This is a genomic window from Flavobacterium sp. NRK1, assembly GCF_024054175.1.
Taxonomy (GTDB): Bacteria; Bacteroidota; Bacteroidia; order Flavobacteriales; family Flavobacteriaceae; genus Flavobacterium.
On the sequence record NZ_JAMXLA010000001.1, the window covers coordinates 1,421,745 to 1,434,407 of the forward strand.

Here is a 12,663-nt window from a genome sequence, read left to right on the forward strand (position 1 = left end):
CAAATTTCAACAAAAATATTCTTACAAAGATGTTAACAACCACACAATTACTTGTACATATCAACTAATTTCATTCACATTTTTACAAAAAAAAACAATTTCGGTATTTTTTTATTTCATTAAAAACCTGCTGACATACGGTTGTCACTTACTGCCTTTAATTTTGCCCTATACAAAAACAACAACCTTTTAAATTTAAATCATCATGGAAACAAAAACAACAAACGTAACAGTAATTACACCGGAAGCATTTTTAAAACACTGGCAGGGTCACAGAGGTTTAACCAGAAGAACCATTGAGGCTTTTCCTGAAAAAGAACTTTTCACATTTTCTGTTGGCGGTATGAGACCTTTTGCAGATTTAGCTATGGAAATGATAGATCTTGCAAATCCGGGAATTAAAGGACTTATAACCGGAGAGTGGAAAAAAATGGAAGAACTGGCACATCATTCAGGCGAGGGAATGCCGAAAACCAAAGAAGAATTGCTTGCTCTTTGGGATGATACTACAAAACAGATAGATAGTTTCTGGCCACAACTTAGACCTGAGCGCTTTCAGGAAATTGTGGTAGCATTCGGTCAGTATGAAGGGCCTGTATATGGTACGCTTTTATATTTTGTAGACAACGAAATACATCACAGAGGGCAGGGGTATGTTTACCTGCGCGCACTGGGTATAGAACCTCCTTATTTTTGGGAGAGATAATAGTGACGGAGCTCATCATCAATCAGCCAATATAAAAGCCGCAAAACCAAGCGGCTTTTATTATTTATTATAGTTATACTCAATATTTGCTGACACAAATAACTTACAGGTTAATTTCACAATGCTATTCTATAATTACAGTGGATTCGCCGGGTTTAATAAATTCACTTTCGGAAGAAGGTCCCTTTTCAAGAATAAAATTTTGTTCAATATCTTTCTTAGCAATGATAGCTCCTGAACGAATTATTTTATATCCAGGCTTATAAGCTCTTATAAAAATAAGGTAACTTTTATCAATAGTTGTTCTATAATAACCATCTTTATTTGTTTTTAGATATAGGGTTTCATCAGTACCTGCAGTATTATATTCCTTTACTTTTCTACTAAAGATTACAATTCTGCAATTATTAACTGGTTGGTCTGTGGCCTTATCATATACATAGCCCTGAACTATTATATTTTTTATGTTGGGTGAAAAATTAAAAAAGGTAAAAGCACCTGCAACACACAAAAATGCTAGCAAAATAATAATGATAAGACTTTTTAATGCCGAATTTTTAAGTGTAGCTGCCATTTATAAACGGGGGTATTTATAAGCATAAATAAACAAAAAAATCCGCAATTACTGCGGATATGTTTTTACCATGGGGTTTCGCCAAAATCGCTGAAAAATTTTCCTGTTGGACCATCGCTTCCAATAACAGCATATTTAACTATAGGTTTTGCAGCCTCTTCAACTGTTTTGTATCCGGTATGATTGTTAAAGTCGGTAGCAGTATAGCCGGGGTTTACACTATTTACTTTAAAATTGGTATCCCTTAGCTCATAGGCAAGCATAACTGTATAAGCATTAAGTGCTGCTTTAGAAGCACAATAAGCAGTTGGTTTAACCTCGAAGTGTCTGAAATCAGGATTGGTTTGGTTGCCAAGTGAACCCAGATCGCTTGATACATTCACAATTCTTGGTTCAGCAGATTTTTTTAGTAAAGGTAAAAACGCCTGCGTGGTTTCTATTACCCCAAAAAAGTTAGTGTCAAACACTGTACGTACATTTTCCTGTGTGGTATTGCTGGCTTCCTGTGGCATTACACCCGGTATGCCCGCATTGTTTATAAGCACATCAAGATGCGGTATTTTATTACTCAGTTCTTTTGCCGCTTCTGTTATGGATTCTGAGTTGGTTACATCTATCATTAACACCTCTGTGTTGCTATATCCTTCTGCTTTCAGTTTCTCAATGGCATCATTGCCCCTATTCTTATTACGGCTGCCAATATATACAAAATAGCCCTGTGCAAGAAGCTGTCTTGCAGTTTCATAACCTATGCTTTTATTTGCTCCTGTAATCAATGCTGTTTTTTTCATTTTTATACTGATTTAATTATAAAGCAAAGTTGCAACAGCCTGAACAATAAAATTTTGCCATTTGGCAAAAAACAAAAAATTAAATGTTTTTTCTTATTCTGCTTAAAGACGATTGTGTAATGCCGAGGTAAGAGGCAAGCGCCGAAAGAGGTATTTTATTGGCCAGACCCGGATATTGTTCAAGGAAAGCAAGGTATCTCTCAGAAGCATCCTGCGTTAACATAACGCTGCCTGCACGCGCTTTATAAGAAAGTGCATTAGTAGCTATTCTTGTAAATATTTCATTCCAGCTAATAATAGTGTTAGCAAGATCGTGAAAATCGGATTTTTCAAAAACTACGATTTGGCAATCGGTAACTGCTTCAACGTAAACCGATGATGGTATTTCGTTATAAAAGCTGTCCATGTCTACTACAAACATATTTTCTACTATAAAGTAACGGGTAAAGTCTTCGCCTTTTTTTCCGTAAAAGCATATTCTGAAAACACCCTCAGTCAAAAAACCTACCTGTTTGGCAATTTTTCCTGCTTCCGAATAGTATTCCCCTTTTTTAATCTCTATCGCGTGTGCCCTGCTTTTAATAAGGTCTATCTGCTGTTGGTTAAGGTTACCAAATTGCAGAAGTTTATTTATTAGTTCTTCCATAATGTAAAGATAGTAATGAATCAAGGAAATACTTTTTGCCATTTGGCAAATTGTTTTTGTTGCATTTCTACAATTTTATGTGGAATTCCGCATAAATATAGTTTCGTTAAAAATATTTAATTATTTGATTTATAGTGTTTTATTGTTTTTTGAGGCCTGTGGTATGGTTCTTTCATCATATTAATCAGAATAAAAACAAATAAAATATATACGTTATGAAAAATTTATTGTTAGCAGCTGCCCTAGTTTTAGGACTTGCAGCAAGTGCGCAAACACCGGCAACACCAATTGAGGTGACAACACAAACAACAGCTACAACTCCTGCAACGGCAGCTCAGGTTACGCCGGTAACGACTGATCAGGAAAAAGAATATACCAAAGTACAGCAATCGGAAATTGCTCCTGCAGTATTAAAAGAAGCGGTAGGTAAATATAAAGGTTATCAGCTTGTAGAAGCGCTTAAAGCTTCTGACGGATCAGATTATAAACTGGTTCTGACTAAAGATGGTAAAGACGTTGCTGCTTACTTTAAAAGCACCGGAGAATTTATAAAAGAAGTCGCGGCTTAATAAACCACATACATGAAGATGAAGAAGAGGCTATTGGCCTCTTTTTCTGTTTTTAATGTATGATTAACCAGAGTAATAAGAAGTGCTAATGCTTTAGCTGCATATATTTCAATTTTCTTTAGGTATCTTAAATAGTAATACCAAAGCCCAAAATTGAAATACTGTCTGAATTATGTTGATAATTCCTATAGCTGTATTTTTACCTAGATTTTTAATCATAAAAGGAATACTGGTAAGCCCCAATATAATTAGGACAAGTAATAAATATTTGATCCATTTGATTCCTTTTCTTATTGCTAAAGATATACCCGTAAGAAAAAGTAAAGTAAGAAGGGCTGTTATGATTTGTTCAGGCAAAACAAAGATTCCGGGGATGAGAGTTAAGTTTATTATTCCTAAGCCTATGGTTAGAAATATAAAATCAGAAGCTTTAATGTAATTTGGGTGTACTGACATAACAATAGTTTATTACTAAAAAACCCGCTCCATATATATGTGAAGCGGGTCTTGTAGCCTCGCCAAGAATCGAACTTGGATCAAAAGTTTAGGAAACTCCCATTCTATCCGTTGAACTACGAGGCCATTAACAAAAAAGGCCATCATTTCTGATAGCCTTTTAGCTCCCCCTCTTGGGCTCGAACCAAGGACCCTCTGATTAACAGTCAGATGCTCTAACCAACTGAGCTAAGGAGGAAACTGTATATTATTTGTAATTGTGCTAACCAAAGTTAGTTTTAATTACACCTATTTTAAAAGAACTTTATGCTTATCGGCGTATTGCCTTTATTGCGGTGCAAATATATAACCATTTTTAATTTCCGCAAACAAAATCATGAAAAATTTAAAAGAATTTTCGAGCTATAATATCATAGATATCTTTACCAAAAGTTAACACCATGAGGCTTAATAAAATAACCATACCTACGGTTTGTACAACTCCTGCAGCTTTATCGCTTAATTTTCTTCCGGTTACCATTTCAGCAATGGTAAATAATGCATGGCCACCATCTAATCCTGGTATTGGCAGTACGTTCATAAAGGCAAGGCCTATTGAGAACAGGGCTGTAAACTTCCAGAAAAATTCCCAGTCCCATGTGGTAGGCATATTGCTGGCAATACCAACAACACTTTTAACATGCTTATAGGCACCTGTTGAAGGGCGCATAATAAGCTTAAACTGTTTTACATTATACACAAGAAGAAAATAAGATTCTTCCATTGCCTTAGGTATAGCAGTAAAAAAATTATATTCCTCTGTTTTGGTATATTTAGGATTTCCTGCCGGAGTATTGTAAACCCCGATAGTTCCTGTTTCGGCATCTACTTTAGTTTTTATTTCCAGCGGAATTCCGTTACGGTGTATATCAAGAGTTATAAAGCCGCCTTTGTTTTTAACGGCTTGTTCTACTATCTGGGCTTTATAGTTTAGTTGTTTGCCATTAACGCCTACAATTGTGTCGCCCATCATTAGGCCTGCATCTGCAGCATATGATTTTTGAGGAAAAGAATCAACTACTGTGGCATTTACCATTGGATTTATAAAATCACGGCCTTCCTTATCCAGGATTTCTTTTTTATTGGCATCGGTAAGTTTTAAATCAATTTCTTTACCATCACGTAATATTTTAATATCATCACCAAGCAGAACATCCAGAATCAGCCTGTCAAAACGTTCCTGGTATTTACCATCTACGCTAAGAATTTTATCGCCATTTTTAAAACCTACATTAAGTCCGGTTTCCCCAAAAGCAAGTCCGTTTTGCTGAACCATTTCTGTACCCACATACTTTTTGCCGTAAGTACAATATACCATTGTGTATATAAACCAGGCCAGTAAAATATTAACAATAATACCCCCCATCATTATAATAAGTCGCTGCCATGCCGGCTTAGACCTGAATTCCCATGGTTTTGGTTCGCTTTTTAGCTGTTCTGTATCCATGCTTTCATCTATCATTCCGGATAGTTTTACATATCCGCCGATGGGCAGCCATCCGATGCCCCATTCTGTTTCACCGATTTTTTTCTTAAAAAGCGCAAATCCTGCATCCATAAAAAGGTAAAATTTTTCTACCCTTACCTTAAACATTTTTGCAGTTATGTAATGCCCAAATTCATGCAGTATTACAAGTATTGACAACATGAGAACCAATTGGGCAATCTGTACAAGTGTATCCATTCTAAAGTTTTAATTTCCTTTAATAAACGCACAAAAATAGTGTTTTCTGTTTACTACGCCCTATTTTAATTTTAGGCTTAGGGTTTAAATGTTTGTTAATAATTAAATTTTTAGGATACGATTTAAATTTTGTAAGGTAAATTTACTGTTCCTACGCCAGTATGTACAGGCTTTAAGCTTATAATTAACTTTCTGGTATCACTGATTTATACACTCAAAAAACAGAAAATATGACATCTCCACTGTTTTCATTATTACAGATAAAAAGTATCATTTTAAAAAACAGGATAGTAATATCGCCCATGTGTCAGTATTCTGCGGAAGATGGTTTTGCAAACGACTGGCATCTGGTTCACCTCGGTTCGCGCGCGGTAGGCGGAGCCGGACTAATCATTCAGGAAGCTACTGCGGTTTCGCCCGAGGGCAGAATTTCGCCTGAAGACCTTGGTATATGGAATGATGAGCAAATAGAAAAATACAAACAGATAACAGCATTTATACTATCGCAAAATGCTTTTCCAGGCATACAGCTTGCACATGCCGGCCGTAAGGCCAGTACCTCATCACCGTGGCAGGGAAACAGAAAACTTACAATTGATGAGGGCGGCTGGCGCACTGTTGCGCCAAGTGCAGAGCGTTATCATGAAGACGAGGCACAACCCCCACTTGAATTAGACAAAGCAGGAATAAATAAGGTTATTGCCGATTTTAAAGCGGCTGCCCGACGTGCCCATGAGGCAGGTTACAAAGTGCTCGAAATTCACGCGGCACATGGGTATCTTATCCATCAGTTCCTTTCGCCGTTATGCAATAAACGTTCAGATGATTATGGAGGTAGTTTTGAAAACAGGATCCGTTTATTATTAGAAGTTATTGATGCTGTAAAAACCGAATGGCCTGCAGACCTGCCTTTATTTGTACGTATTTCCGGAACCGATTGGGCAGAAGGGGGATGGAATGAAGATGACTCTGTGGAACTTGCCAAAATATTAAAAACCAAAGGGATTGATGTAATAGATTGTTCTTCCGGCGGGGCTGTTTCTTATCAGCAGATACCGGTTGCTCCAAACTATCAGGTACCTATTGCCGAACGCGTAAAGCGTGAAGCACATATATGTACCGGGGCTGTTGGACTTATAACCGAAGCAAAACAGGCTGAAGACATTGTGAATGAAGGCAAAGCAGATCTTGTTTTCTTTGCCCGCGAGGCTTTGCGTGAGCCTTATATAGGTCTTACATTTGCTCATAACCTTCATGACGGCCATACAATTTGGCCTAAACAATATGAAAGGGCAAAACTTGAAGATTAATAGTAAAGCAGGAAATGAGAAAAATTAAAACAGCACTGCTGTCATACGGAATGTCGGGGCGTGTATTTCATGCCCCTTTTTTAGAATTACATGAGGGGTTTGAACTAACAGGCTCATGGGAAAGAAGTAAAAAATTAATACAGCAGGATTATCCTGATGTAAAAAGTTACAGTTCTATTGAAGAGCTGCTGGCAGATGATATTGAGCTTATAGTAGTTAATACGCCTGTAGAAACACATTATGAATATGCAAAAAAGGTATTGCTTTCCGGAAAGCATGCTCTGGTAGAAAAGGCATTTACCACAACAGCAGCCGAAGCAGAAGAACTTCTTGCTATAGCAAAAGAGAAAGAACTGAAGCTTACGGTATATCAAAACCGCCGTTGGGACAGTGATTTTAAAACAGTAAAGCAGGTGGTTGAGCAAAATCTTCTGGGTGATATTATAGAAGCCGAATTTCATTTTGACAGGTACAACCCTTCTCTTAGCCCTAAAATACATAAGGAAACAGTAAATGCAGGTGCAGGTGTACTAAAAGACTTGGGCTCACACATTATAGACCAGGCATTATATCTTTTTGGATATCCGGAGGCAGTGCATGGCGATATAAGGGTAACCCGCGAAAATTCGTTGGTAGATGACTGGTTTGACATTTCATTGTATTATACGGATAAAAGAGTGAGGCTAAAAGCAGGCTTCTTTGTTCGCGAAGCCATTCCTGCTTATGTAGTGCACGGAAAAAAAGGTTCATTTTTAAAAGAACGTGGCGATATTCAGGAAGATGTACTTAAAGCAGGTGCGAAGCCAAACCGTAATAATTGGGGTACTGAACCTGAAAGTAAACAGGGACTGCTTCATACCGAAACAGATGGTAAAGAAGTACGTAAAACCATACCTACGCTACAGGGCAGTTATTATGATTTGTTTGATGGTGTTTATGAGTCAATCGTTCACAATAGGCCGGAGCCGGTAACTGCCGGAGATGGTATTCGCACGATGAAAATTATAGATGCTGCTATTGCAAGCAGCCAGCAAAAAAAAGTTATAACATTATAAATAGAAAAGGTATGGAGAAAAGAAAACTTGGCAATACAAATTTGCATGTTTACCCGGTTACTTTGGGAGGTAATGTTTTTGGATGGACAATAGATGAAAAGCAATCTTTTGAAATACTGGATGCCTTTACAGGTGCGGAATTTAATTTTATAGATACTGCCGATGTATATTCACGATGGGCACCGGGAAATGAGGGTGGAGAAAGTGAGAAGATTATAGGCAGCTGGATGAAAAAAAGAGGGAATCGTGAAAACCTTATTATTGCGACAAAGGTAGGCAGCGACATGGGTAATGGCAATAAAGGCCTTGCTAAAAAATATATACTAAAAGCGGCAGAGGATTCGTTGCGAAGGCTGCAAACAGATTATATAGACTTATATCAAACCCATTTTGATGATGCAGAAACGCCTATAGAAGAAACGCTTGAAGCCTATGCCCAATTGATAAAAGAGGGTAAGGTGCGCCACATTGGGGCATCGAACCTTACGGCAGAAAGACTAAAAGATTCTTTGGAAATAGCATTAAAAAACGGACTTCCTGTTTATGAAACTTTTCAGCCCCATTACAACCTGTATGAGCGGGAGATTTTTGAAGACGGACTGGAACCGGTATGCCTGGGCAATAATCTGGGAGTGCTTAATTATTATTCGCTGGCAAGCGGATTTCTTACCGGTAAATACCGTTCTGAGGCCGACCTGAATAAAAGCAAGCGTGGCGGGGGCGTAGCTAAATATCTTGATCCGCGTGGTTTTAAAATTCTTGATGCACTGGATAAAGTAGCTTCAGAATTAAATAGTATTCCTGCAACGGTAGCACTGGCATGGCTTATTCACAGGCCATCGGTAACGGCGCCAATTGTAAGCGCTACAAGCCTGAAACAACTGGACAGCATTATAAAAGCACCGGATCTGGCAATTACGGCAGATCAATTACACTTTCTTACTTCAGAAAGCGCATGGTAATTGTTATTTGTTCAGGTTAATCAAACATTAAATTCATCCTGATTCCCTTTTCTTGTAAGGCGGCAGGTTAAGCTAAGATCACAAATGAAAATATTTGCAACACGACAACTTCCTGACCAAACCCTCAAAACTATAGAAGATGCGGGAATAACTGTATCGCAATGGACTAAAAAACGTGAATTGACAGATCAGGAACTTATAGAAGAAATTAAAGATTGTGAAGGGCTTTTTGTAATGGGCGGTACTAAAATAACTGCCGAAGTTATAGAAGCTTCAAAAAAGCTTAAAGTAATTTCATTAATGTCGGTAGGTTATGACCATGTAGATGTTAAGGCTGCAACCCAAAACACTATAGCTGTGGGGCATACGCCTGATGTGCTTAGTCAGGCTACTGCCGACGTTGCTTTTTTACTAATGCTTGCCACATCACGCAAAGCTTTTTTTCATCATAAGCGTATACTTAATGGTGAATGGGATTTTTTTGAACCTATGGCTAATGTGGGTATAGATATTCACGGCAAAACACTTGGTGTTTTTGGATTGGGCAATATAGGATTTGAAATGGCAAAACTTTGTAAAAATGCATACGGAATGAACATTATTTACCATAATCGAAGCAATAATGAAAAAGCCGAAAAGGAACTTGGTGCCAAAAAAGTTTCTTTGGATGAACTTTTAAAGCAAAGTGATATACTGTCGGTACATGCCAATCTTACACCCGAAACAAAAAATGTATTTAATGCTTCGGCTTTTGCTAAAATGAAACGTAATGCCATTTTTGTAAATGCAGGGCGTGGCGGAATACATAACGAACCTGACCTGCTTGCTGCTCTAAATAACGGTGTAATTTGGGGCGCAGGGCTGGATGTTACCAATCCGGAGCCTATGGATGCAGCTAACCCGCTTGTAAGCATGCCGAATGTTTCGGTATTGCCTCACATTGGATCTGCTGTTAAGGAAACCAGGGAGGCAATGCTGCAACTGGCTGCCGAAAATTTACTGGCAGGCCTAAATGGTAAAGAACTGCCTAAATGTGTAAATCCTGAAATTTATAATGAGTCATGAAGATAGAACAATTTCAATTTGAAGATGACGGAAGTATACCTAATAGTGTTTTCCCTTTAATAATTTATAGAAATGCATTTCCTTTTCCCGACTATATGGATAAGGTAATGGAAGACGCATTTGCCAAAAATAACTGGACGAATGCCTGGCGTAACGGTATATATTCTTATCATCATTATCATAGCATATCACATGAAGTACTGGGCGTATATAAGGGATCGGCAGAATTACTGCTTGGAGGCGACAAAGGAAAAATGCTTAAAGTAACCGCAGGCGATGTAATTTTGATTCCGGCAGGAACAGGACATAAAAAAATTTCGTCTACCGAAGATTTTGCTGTGCTTGGGGCATACCCTGACGGAATGGATTATGATGTTATGAAAGGCGAAAAAAGTGAACGCCCGGATGCTGATGTACGTATTGCGAAGGTTCCTTTTCCTGACTTTGATCCTGTACTTGGCAGCCAGGGCGGTATAAACGAATTTTGGAAATAGCAATACTGCATTTCGAACTGAGAAATATAAATGCACTGATTCATTAATTTAGTTTTAAAATATGAAAAAGTTATTAGTAATAATATTAGCAGTATTTGGCATAAATGCTGTGGCGCAACAAAAACCATTAGTGCCTACAGGGTTGCAGATGGAAAATATAAAATATCCTTTTCCTGTAAAAGAAATATCCTTAAAAATTCAGGGGCAGGATTTGAAAATGGCATATATGGATGTACAGCCTGAAAAATCAAACGGCAAAACGGTATTGCTGCTGCATGGCAAGAACTTTTCCGGTATGTACTGGGAACAAACGGCCAATGATCTTTCTAAAGACGGATACAGGGTTGTAATGCCTGACCAGATTGGGTTTGGAAAATCATCTAAACCCGGTAATATACAGTTTACATTTCAGCTGCTGGCACAAAATACAAAAGCGATTTTAGATGAGCTTAAAATAGAAAAAGTATATGTACTGGGGCATTCAATGGGTGGTATGCTGGCTACGCGTTTTGCGTTAATGTATCCTGATACTGTTGAAAAACTCATTTTGGAAAATCCTATCGGGCTGGAAGACTGGAAAACAGTTGTGCCTTACCAAAGCGTAGATGAATGGTATGCCGGAGAATTGAAGCAGGATTATCAGAAAATGAAAGATTATCAGCTTAAATTTTACTATGATAATAAATGGAAACCGCAGTATGACAAATGGCTTTTACCTGTAGCGGGATGGACAGTGAACAAAAATTATGAAGTAATAGCCAAATGCTCTGCCCTTACGTATGATATGATTTTTACACAGCCGGTGTGCTACGAGTTTAAAAATCTTAAAATGCCTGTGCTTCTTATTATCGGGCAGCGTGACCGCACAGCATTGGGTAAAGGCAGGGCACCAAAAGAAGTACAGGAAACATTAGGGAATTATCCGGCACTGGGTCGTGAAACAGCCAGGAAAATACCGAATGCTACATTGGTTGAAATAGATAATACCGGACATTTGCCACATATAGAAGTGTATGATAAATTTATAGCGCCGCTTAAAGATTTTTTGAAGCAGCAATAGTAATTTTGCACCCATGGAGGGAGAAGTAAAAATAACGGATAAGCCAACAGGGGCTTTAGCCTATAAAAAAGCCTATAAAGATGTTAAGGCATCTTACCTTAACCGTATACGGTGGGCTGTTACGTTATTTTATTTTGCCATGGGATTAAACTTTGCCACATGGGCAAGCCGTATTCCTGATATTAAAACCGCACTTGACCTTACCGAAGGTGATTTGGGAACAATCCTTTTTTGCATACCTGTAGGGCAGCTTTTTATCATGCCTTTTTCGGGTAAGTTAGCGGTAAAATATGGTAGCCACAGCATGGTTGTATTAGGGCTTAGCCTTTATGTAGCAGCATTAATGTTACTGGGGTTTGCAGATCATCAATGGCAACTATCTTTAGCGCTATTCTTTTTTGGAGTATGCAGTAATGTTACCAATATATCGGTTAATACACAGGGTATTTATACAGAAGGGCTTTTTCGCAGGGCAGTAATGTCGTCATTTCATGGCGCGTGGAGTACAGCGGGGTTTACCGGTGCTTTAATAGGTATCGGTATGAAAGCACTTCATTTAAAACCACATATTCATTTTATTATAGTAGGGTTGCTAATATGGATTGTTATTTTTTTAAATTACAGGTATCTTGTAAAAGTAAAATCCCGGCCGCAGCAAAAGCAGGAAAAGAAAAAACTGTTTTCTAAACCCGATACTGTCTTACTTTGGCTGGGTGCTATGTCTTTTTGCTGCATGCTTAGTGAAGGCATAATGTTTGACTGGAGCGGGGTATATTTTACTGATGTGGTAAAAACAAAAGGAGCTTTAGCTGTTTTAGGTTATGCTTCTTTTATGGCAATGATGGCAACAGGCCGTTTTCTGGGTGATACTGTAATAAGAAAACTAGGCAGAAAAACGGTACTTATTATTAGCGGGTGTTTAATATCTGCAGGGTTATATACTGCTGTGTTGCTGCCTTATCTTATTCCGGCTACAATTGCTTTTATGATGGTAGGGCTTGGCGTAAGTACCATAGTACCCAGTATATACAGTATTGCCGGGCGAAGGCCTAATATTGCCCCCAGTATTGCTTTACAAACTGTATCAAGCGTTAGCTTTTTAGGATTTATGCTTGGCCCTCCTGTAATAGGCCATGTTGCGCATGTTACCAGTTTAAGAATATCATTTGCTATTATAGGGATGTTTGGCTTTCTTATTGCTTTTTTAGTATATCGTGTAAAAGCCATAACAGAATAAAATCCTAAAGTTCTC

14 protein-coding genes and 2 tRNA genes are annotated in these 12,663 nt (G+C 38.1%); 9 read left to right on the forward strand and 7 right to left on the reverse strand.

The window, feature by feature from the left end:
* Positions 1 to 205 precede the first annotated feature (205 nt).
* The gene (locus tag NHE85_RS06730) at positions 206 to 706 is read left to right on the forward strand and encodes a DinB family protein (protein WP_252810941.1); all 501 of its coding nucleotides are present in this window, start codon (positions 206 to 208) and stop codon (positions 704 to 706) included.
* A gap of 124 nt (positions 707 to 830) precedes the next feature.
* On the opposite strand, the gene NHE85_RS06735 is transcribed toward NHE85_RS06730, so the two are convergent.
* From NHE85_RS06735 to NHE85_RS06745, 3 genes are all read right to left on the reverse strand, one after another.
* Positions 831 to 1,280 (reverse strand): hypothetical protein, encoded by a 450-nt coding sequence (locus tag NHE85_RS06735; RefSeq protein WP_252810943.1) that lies wholly within the window; start codon positions 1,278 to 1,280, stop codon positions 831 to 833.
* A gap of 65 nt (positions 1,281 to 1,345) precedes the next feature.
* Positions 1,346 to 2,071: an SDR family oxidoreductase gene (locus NHE85_RS06740; protein ID WP_252810945.1), complete on the reverse strand. Its 726-nt coding sequence runs from the start codon at positions 2,069 to 2,071 to the stop codon at positions 1,346 to 1,348.
* A 79-nt stretch (positions 2,072 to 2,150) separates the two neighbouring features.
* Complete coding sequence (locus NHE85_RS06745) at positions 2,151 to 2,759, reverse strand: Crp/Fnr family transcriptional regulator (protein ID WP_252810947.1); 609 nt, start codon at positions 2,757 to 2,759, stop codon at positions 2,151 to 2,153.
* Positions 2,760 to 2,932: 173 nt separating this feature from the next.
* On the opposite strand from NHE85_RS06745, the gene NHE85_RS06750 reads away from it, so the two are divergent.
* The gene (locus NHE85_RS06750; protein WP_252810949.1) at positions 2,933 to 3,286 is read left to right on the forward strand and encodes a hypothetical protein; all 354 of its coding nucleotides are present in this window, start codon (positions 2,933 to 2,935) and stop codon (positions 3,284 to 3,286) included.
* Positions 3,287 to 3,394: 108 nt separating this feature from the next.
* Here NHE85_RS06750 and NHE85_RS06755 read toward each other — a convergent pair whose 3' ends face one another.
* The 4 genes from NHE85_RS06755 to rseP form a co-directional block, all read right to left on the reverse strand.
* Positions 3,395 to 3,742, reverse strand: coding sequence for a hypothetical protein (locus NHE85_RS06755; protein ID WP_252810951.1), 348 nt, complete (start codon positions 3,740 to 3,742; stop codon positions 3,395 to 3,397).
* 54 nt (positions 3,743 to 3,796) lie between these two features.
* Positions 3,797 to 3,868: transfer RNA gene (locus NHE85_RS06760), tRNA-Arg, on the reverse strand.
* Positions 3,869 to 3,906: 38 nt separating this feature from the next.
* A tRNA-Asn gene (locus NHE85_RS06765) sits at positions 3,907 to 3,980 on the reverse strand.
* 147 nt (positions 3,981 to 4,127) lie between these two features.
* Positions 4,128 to 5,465, reverse strand: a complete 1,338-nt coding sequence (gene rseP / locus NHE85_RS06770; protein ID WP_252810953.1) for an RIP metalloprotease RseP — start codon at positions 5,463 to 5,465, stop codon at positions 4,128 to 4,130.
* Between the two features lie 230 nt (positions 5,466 to 5,695).
* Here rseP and NHE85_RS06775 point away from each other — a divergent pair, with 230 nt between their 5' ends.
* From NHE85_RS06775 to NHE85_RS06805, 7 genes are all read left to right on the forward strand, one after another.
* Positions 5,696 to 6,775 carry an NADH:flavin oxidoreductase/NADH oxidase gene (locus NHE85_RS06775; protein ID WP_252810955.1) on the forward strand — a complete coding sequence of 360 codons (1,080 nt, stop codon included), beginning with the start codon at positions 5,696 to 5,698 and terminating at the stop codon, positions 6,773 to 6,775.
* A 14-nt stretch (positions 6,776 to 6,789) separates the two neighbouring features.
* A complete protein-coding gene (locus NHE85_RS06780; protein ID WP_252810957.1) occupies positions 6,790 to 7,830 on the forward strand; it encodes a Gfo/Idh/MocA family oxidoreductase in 1,041 nt (346 codons plus the stop codon).
* Between the two features lie 11 nt (positions 7,831 to 7,841).
* On the forward strand, positions 7,842 to 8,792 hold the full coding sequence (locus NHE85_RS06785) for an aldo/keto reductase (protein WP_252810959.1): 951 nt from the start codon (positions 7,842 to 7,844) through the stop codon (positions 8,790 to 8,792).
* A gap of 84 nt (positions 8,793 to 8,876) precedes the next feature.
* Positions 8,877 to 9,857: a D-glycerate dehydrogenase gene (locus NHE85_RS06790; protein ID WP_252810961.1), complete on the forward strand. Its 981-nt coding sequence runs from the start codon at positions 8,877 to 8,879 to the stop codon at positions 9,855 to 9,857.
* Positions 9,854 to 10,351, forward strand: coding sequence for a cupin domain-containing protein (locus NHE85_RS06795; protein WP_252810963.1), 498 nt, complete (start codon positions 9,854 to 9,856; stop codon positions 10,349 to 10,351). The genes NHE85_RS06790 and NHE85_RS06795 overlap by 4 nt, the downstream gene beginning before the upstream one ends.
* A gap of 61 nt (positions 10,352 to 10,412) precedes the next feature.
* Positions 10,413 to 11,411, forward strand: a complete 999-nt coding sequence (locus NHE85_RS06800; protein WP_252810965.1) for an alpha/beta fold hydrolase — start codon at positions 10,413 to 10,415, stop codon at positions 11,409 to 11,411.
* 13 nt (positions 11,412 to 11,424) lie between these two features.
* Complete coding sequence (locus tag NHE85_RS06805; RefSeq protein ID WP_252810967.1) at positions 11,425 to 12,648, forward strand: MFS transporter; 1,224 nt, start codon at positions 11,425 to 11,427, stop codon at positions 12,646 to 12,648.
* Positions 12,649 to 12,663: the final 15 nt, after the last annotated feature.